At 32.7% G+C, this 17,369-nt stretch carries 11 protein-coding genes; 9 read left to right on the top strand and 2 right to left on the bottom strand.

Features of this window, described 5'->3' with window-relative positions; all coding sequences use genetic code 11:
- The first annotated feature begins 155 nt into the window (after positions 1 to 155).
- Both CW731_RS00360 and CW731_RS00355 read left to right on the top strand, forming a co-directional pair.
- Positions 156 to 3,224: a SusC/RagA family TonB-linked outer membrane protein gene (locus tag CW731_RS00360; protein ID WP_232734695.1), complete on the top strand. Its 3,069-nt coding sequence runs from the start codon at positions 156 to 158 to the stop codon at positions 3,222 to 3,224.
- Positions 3,225 to 3,244: 20 nt separating this feature from the next.
- Positions 3,245 to 5,158, top strand: a complete 1,914-nt coding sequence (locus CW731_RS00355; protein WP_100944839.1) for a SusD/RagB family nutrient-binding outer membrane lipoprotein — start codon at positions 3,245 to 3,247, stop codon at positions 5,156 to 5,158.
- A 176-nt stretch (positions 5,159 to 5,334) separates the two neighbouring features.
- Here the strand turns inward: CW731_RS00355 and CW731_RS00350 are convergent, their stop codons facing one another.
- Together CW731_RS00350 and CW731_RS00345 are read right to left on the bottom strand one after the other, a co-directional pair.
- A complete protein-coding gene (locus CW731_RS00350; protein ID WP_100944838.1) occupies positions 5,335 to 6,045 on the bottom strand; it encodes a LytTR family DNA-binding domain-containing protein in 711 nt (236 codons plus the stop codon).
- A 44-nt stretch (positions 6,046 to 6,089) separates the two neighbouring features.
- Entirely contained in the window at positions 6,090 to 6,887 is a 798-nt protein-coding gene (locus CW731_RS00345) for a sensor histidine kinase (RefSeq protein WP_368356661.1), read from the bottom strand.
- Between the two features lie 547 nt (positions 6,888 to 7,434).
- Here CW731_RS00345 and CW731_RS00340 point away from each other — a divergent pair.
- From CW731_RS00340 to CW731_RS00310, 7 genes are all read left to right on the top strand, one after another.
- Entirely contained in the window at positions 7,435 to 9,690 is a 2,256-nt protein-coding gene (locus tag CW731_RS00340; protein ID WP_100944836.1) for a GH92 family glycosyl hydrolase, read from the top strand.
- On the top strand, positions 9,690 to 11,567 hold the full coding sequence (locus tag CW731_RS00335) for a sodium:solute symporter family protein (protein WP_100944835.1): 1,878 nt from the start codon (positions 9,690 to 9,692) through the stop codon (positions 11,565 to 11,567). Before CW731_RS00340 ends, CW731_RS00335 begins: the two co-directional genes overlap by 1 nt.
- 36 nt (positions 11,568 to 11,603) lie before the next feature.
- The gene (locus CW731_RS00330) at positions 11,604 to 12,569 is read left to right on the top strand and encodes a glycoside hydrolase family 130 protein (RefSeq protein WP_100947581.1); all 966 of its coding nucleotides are present in this window, start codon (positions 11,604 to 11,606) and stop codon (positions 12,567 to 12,569) included.
- Positions 12,570 to 12,649: 80 nt separating this feature from the next.
- Positions 12,650 to 13,723, top strand: a complete 1,074-nt coding sequence (locus CW731_RS00325; protein WP_100944834.1) for a carbohydrate-binding family 9-like protein — start codon at positions 12,650 to 12,652, stop codon at positions 13,721 to 13,723.
- Positions 13,724 to 13,728: 5 nt separating this feature from the next.
- The gene (locus CW731_RS00320; RefSeq protein ID WP_100944833.1) at positions 13,729 to 14,889 is read left to right on the top strand and encodes a glycoside hydrolase family 18 protein; all 1,161 of its coding nucleotides are present in this window, start codon (positions 13,729 to 13,731) and stop codon (positions 14,887 to 14,889) included.
- Positions 14,890 to 14,911: 22 nt separating this feature from the next.
- Complete coding sequence (locus CW731_RS00315) at positions 14,912 to 16,015, top strand: family 10 glycosylhydrolase (RefSeq protein ID WP_100944832.1); 1,104 nt, start codon at positions 14,912 to 14,914, stop codon at positions 16,013 to 16,015.
- A 38-nt stretch (positions 16,016 to 16,053) separates the two neighbouring features.
- A complete protein-coding gene (locus tag CW731_RS00310) occupies positions 16,054 to 17,367 on the top strand; it encodes a sugar MFS transporter (RefSeq protein WP_100944831.1) in 1,314 nt (437 codons plus the stop codon).
- Positions 17,368 to 17,369 lie beyond the last annotated feature (2 nt).

The raw sequence follows: 17,369 nt of genomic DNA, 5'->3' as shown, positions 1-17,369 counted from the left end.
TAATATAGAACCAACTCATGTCCAAAATTGTCATTAGTCGAAAATATTTATTTTTCATTTGTTTTTTCGATTAATTTACGAAACAAAAATAATTAATTATGACAAAAAAGGTACTTAGATTGCTGTTTATGTTTGGAATATTCTGCACATGCGGTATGATGCAAGCGCAAACAACAGTAAAAGGGGTGGTTATTGATACTGCAACGGGTTTCGGACTTCCGGGAGCTAGTGTAATGGTTAAAAACACCTCAAACGGAACAACAACAGATTTTGATGGTAAATTCAGTATTAAGGTTTCAAGTGCAGATGCTGTTTTACAGTTTACATACATGGGGTATGTAACTCAAGAAAAAGCATTGAATGGTGCAGTTGTTATGAATATATCTTTAGCAGAAGATGTAAATCAATTGAATGAAATAGTAATAACTGCTCTTGGTATTAAGAGAGAAAGAAAATCTTTAGGTTATGCTGTTCAAGAAGTTAAAGGAGAAGCTTTAACAGAAGCAAGAGAAACCAACGTGGCGAATGCTTTAGCTGGTAAAGTGGCGGGTGTACAGATTATCAAGGGAAGTAATGGTCCTGCGAGTTCATCTAAAATTGTTTTAAGGGGTAATAGCTCTTTATCTGGTGATAATCAACCTTTAATAGTTGTTGATGGGATTCCTATGGATAACTTTACAGGTGCTGATAATACAGATTTTTTCAATCCTTCTCAAGATTTAGGAAATGGTTTAGGAGATTTAAATTCAGATGATATCGAAACAATGACTGTTTTAAAAGGTGCTTCTGCTGCGGCTTTATACGGTTCACGTGCAGGTAATGGGGTAATTTTAATTACAACAAAAACAGGAAAATCAAGAAAAGGTCTTGGTATTACAGTCTCTGTAACTACTGGTTTTGAAAGGTTATTCATTAAGCCAAAAACACAAAAATCATTTGGTCAAGGTAGCCAAGGCATTTATGTAAATAATTCTGGTTCTAGTTGGGGGCCTAGAATTGAAGGACAATCGGTATCAGATTGGAAAGGTGATCAAGTATCTTTAAGAGCTTATGATAATTTAGATAATTTTTACAATGGTGGATTTAGCCAGAATTATAGCGTATCATTTCAACAGCAAGCTACAGAAGCAACATCTCTTTATACTTCTGTAAATTATTTAGAAAATGAAAGCAATATTCCTGGATCTACATTAGAAAGATTAAACCTTACCACTAGGGCTGTCTCTAAATTTGGTGAAGATAATAGATGGACAACAGATGTGAAAGTACAATACATCAATGCAAAAGCTGGTAACAGACCTTTAAATGGTAACAATAATAACAATGCTTTTGGTACGGTAGCACAATTACCTGTATCTGTAGATATTACTCAATTTCTAAACAGTTCTGATGAATTTGGCAACATGAGGTGGTATCTTTCAGAAAATGCTGAAAACCCATATTGGTCTGTAAAAAACAGATTAAGTGAAGATGCTAGAGATCGTTTTTTATTAAATGGATCTTTAAAATATAGGTTTAATGACTGGTTAAGTTCTGAAGTAAATGCAGGAGCTGATTTATATACAACCACAACAGAGTCTAAACTATATTCTGGTAGCCCAGATAGTGAAACAGGTAGATATAGTTTTGGTAAAGATTCTTTTATCGAGAAAAATTATAGTTTACTATTACTTGCTAATAAAGATGATGTTATTGGTAAATTTGGTGGTGCAGTAACACTTGGTGGTAATATAATGGCAAGATCTTCTAATTTTTTAAACGGAAGTTCTGGCGATTTAGTAGTACCTAACTTATTTACGTTGAATAATGGTGTCAATCCTTCAAACATTAATCAAGGTTCAAGAGAGAAAAAAATCAACTCTATTTACGGTACATTCCAAGTAAACTATAATGGATATTTGTTTGTAGATTTTACAGCTCGTAACGACTGGTCTTCTACTTTAAGCAAAGAGAATAGGTCATTCTTCTATCCATCAATAAGTACTTCTTTCGTGTTTACAGACATGTTAAAAAAACAAAATGTAGATTTACCTAGCTGGTTAACCTTTGGTAAAGTTAGAGCATCTTATGCTACTGTTGGTAATGACTTAGGAGAATATGAGCTTTACAATTATTACACTGTTGGTAACGACCCAAATAACAACACCACTGCAGGTACTAATGATGTCTTGTTTAACCCAGATTTAAGAAGCGAATTAATTAAATCTAAAGAAATTGGTATTGAAGGAAGATTCTTTAACAACCGTTTAGGTTTAGATTTTGCAATGTATCAATCAAATGCAACAAACCAACTAATTAACTTACCATTAGACCCTTTAAGTGGTTACAACTCTAAAAAAGTAAACGCAGGAGACGTGCAAAACAAAGGTTTTGAATTGTCTTTAAACGGTAAAATTCTACACAACCCAGAAGGCTTAAATTGGGAAGCAAGTATTAACTATTCTCGAAATGACAATACAATTGAACGTTTAGCTGAAGATGTTACTCAATTTCGTTTAGGAGGGTATGACAACTTAGCTGTTTTAGCTATTGAAAAAGGAGTATATGGTGAAATTTGGGGAACTAAATATGCACGTGTTACAGATGAAGGTAGTGCTAACTTTGGTCAAATAATTGTAGATGGTAATGGCTTACCTACAGCTACTTCAGATAAATTTAAATTAGGAGAACAACAACCTGATGCCTTAATTAGTTTTTCAAACACATTTACTTACAAAAATTTATCCCTTGGTTTTTTAATTGATGCTAGTATAGGTGGAGATATATTCTCTGGTTCTAATTTAGCATTACAACAATCTGGAACTGCAGCTGCAACAGTTGTAAACGGGTTAAGAGAAGACTTCATAGTAGAAGGTGTTGTTAGTGATGGTGGTTCTGGTTTTGTTCCAAATACTACAGCAGTATCTCCTCAAGATTACTGGACAGCTATAACAGCAAGATCTGGAAATTTAGGTATTAATGAAGCAAATGTTTACGATGCTACGCATGTAAGATTAAGAAACGTAAACCTTAACTACAATTTAAAAAGTAATTGGTTGACAGATTCAGGTATACAAAATGCAAAAATTGGAATTTCTGCGAATAACGTTTGGATGATAAAAAATAACCTAAATGGTATTGATCCAGAATCTGTATTTGCTACATCTACCAATGCTACAGGTTTTGAATACCTTTCACCACCTACAACAAGTAGCGTGTTTATGAATGTGTCTTTAAGTTTCTAAAAAATTAAAAAATATAAGTAATGAGAAAAATATTAAAAAAAGCGAACTTACTTGGTATAATGCTACTCGCATTTACTTCTTGTTCAGATTTTGAGGAGATAAACATCAACCCAACAGCTGCAAGTAAAGATCAAGTACAAACAGAATATTTTATTAATAGTTCTATTGGTGGTGCACAACAAGACCCACACATTGCAGAACGTGTATTTGTTCTATATTGGGATGACGCAGGTAGAATGACTAGAGTAGGTACTTTATCTGAAGGAGGATCAAACGATGGTTGGACAAGTGATTACTATAACAGATATGTTTCTTCTTGGTTAAGAAACATAAACGCAGGTATTGAAATTGCTGATGAACAAATAGCATCTGGAAGTTTTAAAGAGCATACACCTAATCTTAAACAAGTTGCAAGAATATGGAGAGCTTACATTATGAGCGAAATGACAGATAATTTTGGACCAATTCCTATCAACGGTTTTCAAGGTGTAAATCCAGAATATAGTAACGTGAAAGAAGTTTACTATTACATGCTACAAGAATTAACCGAAGCTACAGCTGCCTTAGACCTATCTGTTTCAAACCCTGGTGATGCATTAAAAAAGTTAGATCCAGCTTATGGATATGATTATGCAAAATGGCAAAAGTATGGTAATTCTTTGAGAATGCGTTTAGCAATGCGTTTGTCTGAAGTAGATCCAGCTAAAGCACAGGCAGAATTTGAAAGTGCTGTTGGTAGTGCTTTTATTCAAGATGCTACAGATAATTTCTCTGTAAAAGAAGAATCTGGTTATAATGACTATACAGGTGTAATGACGAGACAATGGTGGGATCATGAAATTACTGCAACTCTTAACAATTTAATGATTGGTTTAGGTGGCGTAACTTCACAAAGCATGTTATCTGCAGACAAACACAGCCATATTAAACCTGCTAATTATATGGGACTTAAATTTGATGATCATTTTTCTAGCATGACAAATGATCCTTCAGCAGGTTTCTTTTTCGATGGTTTACAAAACACCATTGATCCTAGAGCATATGATTTGTTTAAAATTCCAGGAGATTTTAATGATCCTGAATTTAATGCTTACCCTTCATGGAATAGTAATGCATCAATTACAAAAAGAAATCTTGTAGATGGTTCAGATAATGTTGTAAAAGAAATTGAAGCTGCTTTTACCTGGAATGCTTATGCTGCAGGTAACTGGGGAGAAAAAGGATCAAAAAATAAAGTGTTTGGTTTTACAGGTACTTTACCTCGTTTAGCTAATAAATACAGAAACGATTCTAATAGCAGAATATTCTTTGCTTCTTGGGAGTCTCACTTTCTAATTGCTGAAGCTGCCTTAAGAGGATGGAACGTACCTATGACTGGCCAAGTAGCATATGAAAAAGGTATTGCAGATAGTTTTACTTACAACGGGGTTTCTAGCCAATTAAGCGACTACTTAACTTCTCAAGATTATAGTAGAGTAGGTACTTCTGTTAGTTGGACGCATACTACTGAGCCATCAGCTACTGTTGCTGTAACCTATGTAGATGGGTACACAAATACTGCAGGCACAATGAACATGAAATATCCAGAAAACACAATCTATAAAAATGGTGCTGTAAAAAATGACCTTTTAACTAAGATTATAACTCAAAAGTTTATTGCACAAACGCCATGGTTACCTTTAGAAACTTGGAGTGATCATAGAAGACTTGGATTGCCATTTTTTGAAAATGCGGCAATTGAAAAACCATTAACAAACATGCCTCAATTAACGAGTGGAAATTTTATGACCAATACCATTAATTTTTATGGTCAACGTTTAAAATATCCTTCAAATTTCTCTAGTAATATCCCTGGAGGATATCAACAAGCAGTTGAAAAATTAGAAGGACCAGACACCGTTTTCACACCATTGTGGTGGGCACAACAGAATTAAAAGTATAAGTATATTTTAAGTTAATATATTTAATTTTGAATTATTTGGATTGAAGGGAGCATTTTAATAGATGCTCCCTTTTTTTTGCTATAAAAAAGAACAAAAAAAACATCTAATAAAGAACAAATTCCTTATAGATGTTAAAATTATAGTATTATAACTGTTTTAAAATAGTTTTAGATAGAAGAGCTTAAAACCTTTTCTTTTACTTCGTGAATATAAGATCTTCCAATAACATATTTCATACCATCAATCTCTATACAATTACCTTCAACGGCATCAATTTTATCCATAGCAATAGTGTAAGACCTATGTATTCTAATAAAATCATTAGAAGGTAAAAGTTTCGTAAAGTCTGACAATGTACTATGAATCATAAATCGACCATGAGTCGTATTAATTTTCAGATAATCTTTAAGGCATTCAATAACCAATATTTCATCTAAAAAAATCTTTTTCATTTTTTTCTTATCAATCTTAACAAAAAGATAAGGACGCGTATTATTGTTCTCAGTTACATTTTTATGTATATCTAGCCTATTGTAAACCTTATTTAACGCTCTCATAAACCTAGGGAAGTCAAAAGGTTTCACTAAATAATCTAAAACATCTAGTTCATAGGTTTCTATAGCAAACTCAGTATAAGCACTCGTAACAATAATTAGTGGAGGGTTTTTTAGGCTCTTGATAAAATTAAGTCCGTCTAAAATAGGCATATTAATATCTAGAAAAATAACATCAACTGAATGGTCTTTTAGAAAATTTAAAGCATAAATAGCATTGTTAAAAGTATTTACCAATTCTGCTCCTTCAATTTGCTCTAAATAGTTTTTTACAACATTAACAGCTAAAGGTTCATCATCAATAATCAAGCATTTTATTTTCATACGTACTAATTAACATAAAAATCTGCCCTAAAAATAAAGTTCATTTAAGTAACTTTAATCTTTAGACTTACAGTAAATTTATTATCATTATTTATAGTCAACTTATAATCATCTTGATTATAGCCTAAAGTTAACCTTTTTTTTACATTCTCTAAACCAATACCACTAGAATGTTCAAAAATATTTTCAATTTTTGTTATTACAGGTAAAGGATTGGTAATTGTAAAATAAAGAAAATCTTCTTTTACTGTAAAATCTACATCAATTTTTATTACACCTATATTTTTATTAACACCGTGTTTAAAAGCATTCTCAACAAATGTGAGCAATAAAATAGGCGCAATTTCTTTGTCTTGTATATCTCCTGAAATAGACATATTTACCTCTAATAGATCATCATGTCTAATTTTTTCTAAATCTAAATAATTTTGAATACAACATATTTCGTTTGACAATGACTGCCTTTGAGACTTTGTTTCATAAAGAAGATAGCGCATTAGTTCTGAAAGCCTCATAATAATTCTTGGTGTTTTGTCAGACTTTTCTAAAGCAAGAGAATGTATATTATTAAGCGTATTGAAAAAAAAGTGTGGAGATACTTGGGCTTTTAAAAACAACAATTCTGTTTCTAATTGCGTTTTTTCTAGATCGGTAACGCGTTTCTGTTTCTCTAAAAAATCTAGAGTAACTTTAATGGCAGTAACAAAAGTGATAACGTACACCTCACCTATCATCATATCTAAAACATAATTAAGCGATAATGAAGTTATAGGTTCAGGGCCCTCAGGCCAAACTTGATTACTTATAAAAAAATAGGTTAGATTAAACTTTGCAAGAACCATCAAAAAAATAGCTGTAAAGAATAAAGTTATATAAAGAATATATTTTCTTTTAAATAAAAATTTTGGCATCAAAAAAAAGATATTGAAGTAACACAAACTAATATGTATAGGAAACCCTAATAAATTTGTTTTAAATGAATATAAATAATCATTAAAGTAACTTCCCCAACGAAACGTATTAAAAAGGAAATAGACAGACCAAAAAATAATATGGTGCCAAAATGATATTTTATAGAGGTGATTCGATTTAAAATTCATTAAATAAAAAAATTTTTTGATGTTTAGGAGAGTTGTTATGTCGTACGTCTAAATTTATTTCAATTGTGGTTAAATTTATGAATTTTTATACAAGATAAATATATCTTGGCTTTTTATTTTTAATATAAAATGTATTCTGCCAACACTATTTATCAAAAACACGGTAAAACTTCGTGTTAAAAAATATGAGAAATAGAACTCATTTTAAATATTTTCTATTAACAAAAAAATAGGTTATAGAAAATGGAAAAACAAATATTAATTTAATAATTTGGATTAAAACATATATATGAAGAAAAAATACGTACTTATTATTTGCGCTATTTTAATTGTAAGCTGTGGTAAAAAAACAACAGTTGTAAATAATAACGAAAAATCGTCAATAAGTTTTGTCGATCCTTTTATAGGAACTGGCGGTCATGGTCATACATATCCTGGTGCAACTGTACCTTTTGGTATGCTACAAGTAAACCCTGTAAATGGTGTTAGCGCTTGGGATTGGTGTTCTGGATATCATTATTCAGATTCTGTTGCTGTTGGTTTTAGCCATTTAAGTTTAAGCGGAACTGGTATTGGAGATTTAGCTGATATTATTTTTATGCCTGTAAATAAAGAAGTAGATTTAACTACAAATCCGCAATCGAGAGATAGTATTTCTTACAAATCTTCTTACAGCCATCAAAATGAAAAAGCATCTCCAGGTTATTATCAGGTTTTTTTAGAAGATCATGATATTAATGTAGAATTAACAACCTCTAAAAGAACAGCGAATCATAAGTATACATTTAAAAAAGGTGATAAAAATGCTGTCGTAATCGATTTAGGTTTTGCCATCAATTGGGACACACCTTTAGAAACTTCGCTAAAAGTTGAAGATGAATATACAGTTAGCGGAACTCGATTTAGTAAAGGTTGGGCTAATAATCAAAAAGTGTTTTTTGTCGCTAAATTTTCGAAACCGATTATAAGCTACAAATTATATGCTGATGGTCTTTTAACGGATAGAAAAACAGCAAAAAGCACAAAAACATCCACACAATTATTTTTTGAAACGGATGCTAAAAATGAATTACAAGTAAAAGTAGCACTATCTTCTGTAAGCATAGAAAATGCAAAAGGGAATTTAGATTCTTCTGAATTTAATTTCGAAAATGTAAAAATAGCCGCGGAAAACTCTTGGGAGAAAGCGTTGTCTAGTTTTAATGTAGAAACGAAAACAGACTCTTTAAAAACTATTTTCTACACAGCATTGTATCATACACAATTAGCTCCTGTTACTTTTAGTGATAAAAACGGACAATTTAGATTAGAGAATGACAGTATTGCAACTGCAGAAAATTACACAGCTTATTCTACTTTATCTCTTTGGGACACTTTTAGAGCAGAACATCCTTTATTAACGTTAATTGCTCCTGATAAAGCATCTGATATAATAAACTCGATGTTGGCCTATTATGATACTAAAAAAATATTACCAGTTTGGACTTTGTACGGAAACGAAACAAATACCATGACGGGTTACCATTCTATTCCTGTAATTGTTGATGCTTATAAAAAAGGAATTCGTGGTTTTGATGCTGAAAAAGCATACGAAGCAATGAAGAACACGATGATGCAAGATGAACGTGGCTTAAATCATTATAAAAAGTACGGCTATATTCCTTATAATTTAATAGATGAATCTGTAACCATTTCTTTAGAATATGCGTTTGATGATTGGTGTGTTGCAGAAATGGCAAAAATGTTAGGAAAAGAAGATGACTATCAATTTTTCTTTAATCGTTCTAAAGCATATCAACATTTATTTGACAAGAAAAGTGGATTTATGCGTGGAAAATCTGAAGACGGTAAATCTTGGAACGAACCTTTCGACCCTAAACATTCGAACCACAGAGAACAAACGGATTATACAGAAGGAAATGCTTGGCAACACAGTTGGTTTGTGCCACATGCTGTAGATAATTTAATAGAAAATCATGGTGGTAATGAAGTTTTTACCAATCGTTTAGAACAATTATTTACAGAAAGTTCTGAAATTACTGGCGACAATGTTTCTGCAGATATTACTGGTCTTATCGGTCAATATGCACATGGAAATGAACCTAGTCACCACATTGCGTATATGTTCAATCACGCAGAACAACCTTGGCGAACACAGTTTTGGGCACGTCATATTATGGATACACAATACAATACAACTCCAAATGGATTAAGCGGGAATGAAGATTGCGGACAAATGAGCGCTTGGTATGTATTGAGTTCTATGGGATTATATCCTATGAACCCAGCTTCTGGTGAGTACGAAATTGGAACACCAATTTTTGAAAAAGCAAGCATGAATCTTCCAAATGGAAAGACATTTACTATTGAAGCAGAAAATGTTTCTGATAAAAATATTTACATACAATCTGCAACCTTTAATGGCAAAGATTTTAATAAGACAGCAATCTCTCATCAAGATATTTTAAAAGGTGGCACTTTACATTTTAAAATGGGTGCTGAACCAAATAAACAATGGGGTCTTTCTAAAAACATGCAAAAATAATGGATATTATTGATGCTTCAATTATAGCAGTATACATTGTTTTAACACTTGCTGTTGGAATTTGGATTTCCAAAAGAGCTTCCAAAGGATTAGATTCTTATTTTTTAGGAGGAAAATCTATAAAATGGTACTATTTAGGACTTAGTAACGGTTCTGGAATGTTCGATATTTCTGGAACAGCCTTAATGGTAGGTTGGCTTTTTCTATACGGAACAAAAAGTTTTATGTTGATGTGGCTTTGGCCTATATGGAATCAGATTTTTATTATGATGTTCTTAGCCGTTTGGATTCGACGTTCTAATATTATGACGGGGTCGGAATGGATTTTAACTCGTTTTGGTGATGATAAAGCAGGTAGAGCTTCTCATAAAATCGTCGCTATTTTTGCGGTTATTGCTGCCATCGGATTTATTGCCTACTTTTTTGAAGGTGTTGGTAAATTTATGACCGTTATTTTACCTTGGGATTTAGCATTAATTTTAAATGCTTCAGAAATATTAACTTCAGAACAATCGTATGCGCTTATCATTATTTTCCTAACCACAATTTACACCATAAAAGGTGGAATGTTTTCTGTAGTTGCCACAGAGGTTTTACAGTACGGAATTATGGTGATTGCGGGTGTTTTAGTCGCTGGGTATACCTTTTTCGCTTTTAGTGATATTGAAATTACAAGTGTGATTACAGAACAATGGAAAAATGTGTTTTTTAGTTGGGAATTAGACACGCATTGGGATTCCAAGTTTCAGAAATTTAATGATTTGGTAGATTCCGAAGGTTATAAAATGTTTGGCGCTTTAATAGGTATGAGTCTTTTTAAAGGATTTTTCGCAAGTATTGCAGGCCCAACACCAAGTTTCGATATGCAACGAATTTTATCAACAAAAACAGTAAAAGAGGCTGCATATATGAGTGGTTTTACAAACCTAGTATTATTCATACCAAGATATTTATTAATTGGTGGTGTTGTAGTAATTGCCTTGGTAGTTTTAGCTCCTCAAATGGCGGCAAACCCAAATCTTACTGGTGCAGATTTAGAAATTTTATTACCGCAAGTAATTAATTTTCATGTTCCTGTAGGAATTAAAGGGTTACTATTAGCTGGTTTATTAGCGGCATTTATGTCTACTTTTTCTGCTTTTGTAAATGCGGGTCCTGCGTATATTGTAAATGATATTTATAAAAAATATTTTAAACCAGAAGCAACCGACAAACATTATATAAAAGCGAGTCATATCGCATCATTTGCAGTAGTTGGGTTGGGTGTTTTTATGGGCTTTTTTGCAGATTCAATTAACTCATTAACGTTATGGATTACCAGTTCTTTATTTGGTGGTTATGTGGCTGCAAATTTCTTAAAATGGATTTGGTGGCGCTTTAACGGTTGGGGGTATTTCTGGGGAATGTTATCTGGTTTAATCATTGCCAGTTTGCAGTTTTTATTAAATCAAAATAAAGGGAATTTCTCTGAAGGAACAATTTTATATGAATTATCGCACGTTTCTGCCATTTACTTATTTCCAGTAATATTCGGTGTGTCGCTATTGGGATCATTTTTAGGAACCTTTTTAAGCAAACCAACAGACATGAAGGTTCTAAAAGCATTTTATAAAAATGTGCATCCTTGGGGATTTTGGAAACCAGTATTGAAAGAATTAAAGAAAGAGAACCATAAAATAGAAAGAAATTCCGATTTTTGGTCAGACATGTTAAACTGCGCTATTGGTATTGTTTGGCAATCTAGTATGATTGTTTTACCTATCTATTTTATCATTAGAGATTATCCAAAAGCATTTATTTCATTGGGTGTATTTGTAGTAACTTCGATTATTTTGAAGTTTACATGGTTAGATAAAGTTAGAAAAATTCCGAATTAAAAATAATAAAAATTGACATTAAAAAATAAAGCAAATATGAATTCAATTCCTTGGCAAGATAAACCAGAAGGTTGCACTGATGTAGTTTGGAGATATTCTGAAAACCCTGTAATTAACAGGTACGACATTCCATCATCTAACAGTATTTTTAACAGTGCTGTTGTTCCTTTTGAAGATGGTTTTGCAGGTGTTTTTAGGTGTGATAACAAAGCGGTACAAATGAATATTTTTGCTGGTTTTAGTAAAAACGGAATTGATTGGGACATCAATCATGAGCCAATTGAAATGCAAGCCGGAAATACAGAAATGATAGAATCTGATTATAAGTACGATCCTCGTGTGGTATTTATAGAAGATCGATATTGGATTACTTGGTGTAATGGCTACAACGGACCAACAATCGGAATTGGGTATACTTTCGATTTTAAAGAATTCTTTCAATGTGAAAATGCCTTTTTGCCTTTTAATAGAAATGGTGTGTTATTTCCACAAAAAATCAATGGTAAATATGCAATGTTAAGTCGCCCAAGTGACAACGGTCACACACCGTTTGGCGATATTTATATTAGTTACAGCCCAGATATGAAGTATTGGGGAGAACACCGTTGTGTAATGAAAGCAACACCTTTTGAAGATAGTGCGTGGCAATGTACCAAAATTGGTGCAGGCCCAATTCCCATTTTAACAGACGAAGGTTGGTTAATGATTTATCACGGAGTAATCAATACTTGCAACGGTTTCCGGTATGCAATGGGATCTGCGCTTTTAGATGAAAACGAACCAGACAAAGTTAAATATAGAACGCAACCTTATTTATTAGGTCCTGCAGAACAATATGAAACTACCGGCGATGTGCCTAATGTAGTTTTCCCTTGTGCTGCGTTGCACGATGTAGAAGAAGATAAGTTGGCTATTTATTATGGCGCTGCAGATACTGTGGTTGCAATGGCATTTGGTAAGTTGAGTGAAGTTATTCAATATACAAAAGAAAATAGTTTATAAGTTTTTTGAATTTTCAGACCTTTAATCTTTAAAATAATTAAAGGTTTGAATCAATTTTCATCATAAAATAAGAATTAAAAATGATTTTAAAATTTCAATATTTATCGATTTTATGCTGTTTTTTAACAACAATAGCTACTGCACAGTCAAAGGTTGAAATTACGCCAGAAAGTTACATTGCGTATCATACTTCTGAAGCAATTCTTATTGATGGAAATGAGAAGGATGCTTCTTGGAATAAAGTAACATGGTCCGAACCTTTTATAGACATTCAAGGTGTAAAAAAACCAACCTACAAAACCCAAATTAAAATGCTTTGGGACGATACGTATTTCTACATTTTAGCAAAAATGGAAGAACCACACGTTTGGGCAGATATCACAAAGCATGATGCTATTATTTTTCATAATAATGATTTTGAAGTGTTCATAGATCCAGATGGTGATACACATAATTACTACGAAATTGAAGTAAATGCCATCAATACCATTTGGGATTTATTTATTACAAAACCTTATAGAGAGCAAAACAATATCGCTTTAAATGACTGGATGGCAACTGGAATGAAATCTGCCGTTACAATAGATGGTACTTTAAACAACCCGAACGATACCGACAAAGGTTGGGTTCTTGAAATGGCCATTCCTTGGAGTGTTTATAAAAAATCTTATTTTGAAAAAAATGTTCCTAAAGATGAATTTTGGCGTGTAAATTTCTCAAGAGTAAATTGGGATTATCAACTTACAGATGGAAAATACGAACGAAAAAAGGATGTTAAAGGGAAATACCTTCCTGAATATAATTGGGTTTGGTCTCCACAAGGAGTTATTAATATGCACGAACCAGAAAAATGGGGCTATGTTTATTTTTCTTCCAAAGAAGTAGGGAGAAGAGATACGTTTGAAATTCCGAATGATGAAAAATTAAAATGGGAGTTGTACAAATTATACCGTGCTCAAAAAAAGCATTTTACTGTCAATAAAAAATGGGCTACTGCTATTAAAAAATTAGCAGCAGCACCAATAATTATAGATGGAAAAAAAATGAATCTAAAACTTGAAAATCATCGTTTTGGTTGGACTATTTTTGTAAAAAGTCCTTTTTCTAATAAAACGTTAATTATTAAAGAAGATGGATCTTTTCTAAAACAATAAATAAAATGAAATTCATAAAATATCTTTTTATAATACCACTTTTTTTTGCCTGCTCAAATAGCACTAAAAAATCTAATGACAAAAAAGTAGCAATAGAATCGGTTAATAATGCAGCTGTAAATAAAGATTTTAAAATAATTGGGTATGCTGCTGGTTATGAAGATTATGATTTCTCTAAAATTGATGCGACTAAATTAACACACATCAATTTTGCATTTGCAAATATTGTAGATGGTAAAGCAAAGTTTGAGTTAGAAACAGATAAAGCTAAAATTGCGACGCTGATATCACTAAAAAAACAAAATCCAAATTTAAAAGTATTGTATTCTGTAGGTGGTTGGGTTTGGTCTGATCAATTTTCTACAATGGCAGCTTATGAAGCTTCCAGAAAAAAATTCGCAGAAAGTTGTGTAAACCTATTACTAGAACATGGTTTTGATGGTGTCGATTTAGATTGGGAATACCCAGGGCAACGTGGAGAAGACAATCCTTTTCGTCCTTCAGACAAAGATAATTTCACCTTGCTTTTGGCAGAAATTCGCAAAGCTTTAGATGTTGAAGGAAATAAAAATAATACATACTATTTGTTAACCATTGCTACGGGAGCTGATGAAACTTATATAGAACAAACTAATTTGGGGGAAGCGCATCAATATCTCGATTTTATAAATGTAATGTGTTATGATTTTTATCAAGGTTGGTATTATCAAACAGGGCATCATGCAAATTTATATCCTTCAGAAAAAGATACATACAATGTGAATAGCGGAGTAGATGCTATGGAAAGACATTTGGAAGCAGGCGTGCCAGCAGATAAGTTAGTTATGGGAATTCCTTTCTATGGAAGACAATGGAAAAAGGTAAGTTCTACAACAGATGGTTTAAATGATCACTCGCTAGAGGGCGGTTATATTGTGTCTTACAAAGACCTTAAGAAAAAAGTAGCAACAGGAAAATATAAAGAAATGTATGATGAATCTGCAAAAGCTTCCTATTTATGGAGTGAAACCGATAGTACATTTGTTTCTTGGGAAACGTCTAAAGATATTAAATTAAAAGCAGCGTTTATAAAGGAAAACGGATTTGGAGGCGCTATGTTCTGGGAATATAGTTTAGACAAAGATCAGGAATTGTTGAACACACTTTTTGAAAATTTAAAGGAATAATTTAATATTAAATCACAGATCAATGAAAGTAAAACAACTATTGTTTTTTATGTCAATTTTAATTTTGGCAAGCTGTAATCAAAAACAAGAAAAAAAACTCATCAATGCCTCTACAAAAGAGGATACATTTACTTTTGGTACTTGGATAACCTCTAGCAAAAACAAAACCAACGCTAGTTATATTGCCGAGTTTAAGAGATATAAAGAAGGTGGAATTGACGAACTTTTAATAAATACAGGCACAGACCCTAAAGAACTAGAGCGCTTAGCTCCTTTGGCTGCCAAAGAAGGTTTAAAAGTACATGCGTGGATTATGGCTGTAAACAGACCTGGAGACACAATTGCGTTGAAACACCCAGAATGGTATATGGTGAGTAGAGATGGTAAATCTTGTTTTGATACCCGTCCGTATGTTGGTTATTACCAATGGTTATGCCCAACAAGAACCGAGTCTAGAAATCATATTTTAGGTCTAGTGGAAGGTTTGTCTAAAGTTGACGGAATTGAAAGTGTTCATTTAGATTACATTCGTTTCCCAGATATTTTCTTGCCAATTGGTTTACTTCCAAAGTACGACTTAAAACAAGAGACTGAAATGGCAGAATTTGATTTTTGTTATTGCGAAGTTTGCATTAGTGAGTTTGAAAAAATTCATCATAAAAATCCTTTAGAAAGTGAAAATACAGCAATTGATATGGAATGGAAAAATTTCAGATTGAATGCTATCCGAAACCTAGTAAATGACGCTTATGAAATTGTTCATAAGAACAATAAAAACTTAACAGCTGCTGTTTTTCCCTATCCAGAAATGGCCGATCATATGGTTCGCCAACGTTGGGACAAATGGAATATTGATGCAGTGTATCCTATGATTTATCATGGTTTTTATAATGAAGAAATCGATTGGATTGGGTATGCAACAAAACAAGGTGTAACAGATTTAGAAGATAAAGATGTTGCTATAAACACAGGCGTATATTTACCGCCTTTTTCATCTAGCGAAGAGTTAAAGCAAGCCATCCATTTAGCGAAAGAAAATGGCGCAAAAGGAATTACTTTTTTTGATGGTCCACAATTAACAGACGACTATTTAAAAACAATTAAAGAAATTAAGAAAACTCTATAATAGAGGGAATATTTAAAGTAGAAATTATAATCAGAACCATGTCAAATCAAAAACCCTATCGCTCCGCATTTATCTTACTAACTGTTTTATTTTTCCTTTGGGGATTTATTACGGTATTGGTAGATTCTTTGATTCCTCGTTTGCGTGAACTATTTACACTAACCTATTTTCAAGCAGGATTAGTGCAATTTGCTTTTTTTGGTGCATTCTTTTTACTATCGATTCCAGCAAGTTATATTCTATCTAAAATAGGCTATAAAAAAGGTATTATTTTAGGTTTATTAACCATGGCATTAGGTTGTCTGCTTTTTTATCCGGCAGCATCCTATCGTGAGTTTGGCATTTTTATGCTGGCCTATTTCATTTTAGCAGCGGGTATTACCGTTTTGCAAGTAGCAGCAAATCCTTTTGTGGCTGTCTTGGGTTCTGAAGCTGGCGCATCTAGTCGGTTGAATTTATCTCAAGCATTTAATTCTTTAGGAACAGCAGTAGCTCCCGTAATTGGTGCGATGTTTATTTTAAGTGATGTGATAAAAACTAAAGACGAAATTGCGGTACTAGATGGAGCTGCAAAAGAAGCATATTTAACTACAGAAGCCGCTGCGGTTCAAACACCTTTTTTAGGCTTGGCAGCATTTATAGGTTTGATTGCTTTGGTTTTCTTATTTGCAAAATTACCAAATATGATTTCTGAAGTTTCCACAGGAACGTATCGTGAAGCTTTTAAAAATAAAAAATTAATGCAGGGTGTATTAGGTATCTTCTTTTACGTTGGTGCAGAGGTTGCTATTGGTAGTTATTTAGTAAACTACTTTTTAGAAATGAACCTTGTATCGGTTATTAAAGAAAATGGGATTATGAAATCTATTGCAGAAGCCATTTTAAACTCAGGTTTAGCCGAAAAAGATGACAAAGCAGTCGTTGGCGTTTTTGTCACCTTTTATTGGTCTGGTGCTATGATTGGTAGATTTGCAGGCGCGTATCTTACCCGAATTATGAAACCAGGAAAAGTCCTGGCTATTTTTGCATCTATCTCTATTGGCTTAATTGTCTTATCTGTAAGTACGTTTGGCTTGGTAAGCATGTGGAGTATCTTGGCTGTTGGTCTGTTCAACTCTATTATGTTTCCAACAATTTTTACGCTAGCTATTGATGGTATTGGTCATTTAAAACCAAAAGCATCAGGTTTATTATGTACAGCCATTGTTGGTGGTGCGATCATCCCTCCTACTTTTGGATTTTTAACAGATTATATTGCTTTTAAAAGTGCATTACTTTTAATCGTTCTTTGTTATGCATACATTGTTTGGTTTGGTTTCAAAAACGGGAAATCTGAAGTTGCTATCAGCTAGTT

Origin of the sequence: Polaribacter sp. ALD11, from assembly GCF_002831685.1 — a bacterium.
GTDB lineage: Bacteria > Bacteroidota > Bacteroidia > Flavobacteriales > Flavobacteriaceae > Polaribacter.
Note: the sequence above shows the minus strand (reverse complement) of the source record. Positions and strands in the feature narration are given on the sequence as shown.

Coding starts and splice junctions, on each gene's coding strand:
- CW731_RS00360 (WP_232734695.1), top strand. CDS start 156: ATGATGCAAGCGCAAACAACAGTAAAAGGGGTGGTTATTGATACTGCA.
- CW731_RS00355 (WP_100944839.1), top strand. CDS start 3,245: ATGAGAAAAATATTAAAAAAAGCGAACTTACTTGGTATAATGCTACTC.
- CW731_RS00350 (WP_100944838.1), bottom strand. CDS start 6,045: ATGAAAATAAAATGCTTGATTATTGATGATGAACCTTTAGCTGTTAAT.
- CW731_RS00345 (WP_368356661.1), bottom strand. CDS start 6,887: ATGGTTCTTGCAAAGTTTAATCTAACCTATTTTTTTATAAGTAATCAA.
- CW731_RS00340 (WP_100944836.1), top strand. CDS start 7,435: ATGAAGAAAAAATACGTACTTATTATTTGCGCTATTTTAATTGTAAGC.
- CW731_RS00335 (WP_100944835.1), top strand. CDS start 9,690: ATGGATATTATTGATGCTTCAATTATAGCAGTATACATTGTTTTAACA.
- CW731_RS00330 (WP_100947581.1), top strand. CDS start 11,604: ATGAATTCAATTCCTTGGCAAGATAAACCAGAAGGTTGCACTGATGTA.
- CW731_RS00325 (WP_100944834.1), top strand. CDS start 12,650: ATGATTTTAAAATTTCAATATTTATCGATTTTATGCTGTTTTTTAACA.
- CW731_RS00320 (WP_100944833.1), top strand. CDS start 13,729: ATGAAATTCATAAAATATCTTTTTATAATACCACTTTTTTTTGCCTGC.
- CW731_RS00315 (WP_100944832.1), top strand. CDS start 14,912: ATGAAAGTAAAACAACTATTGTTTTTTATGTCAATTTTAATTTTGGCA.
- CW731_RS00310 (WP_100944831.1), top strand. CDS start 16,054: ATGTCAAATCAAAAACCCTATCGCTCCGCATTTATCTTACTAACTGTT.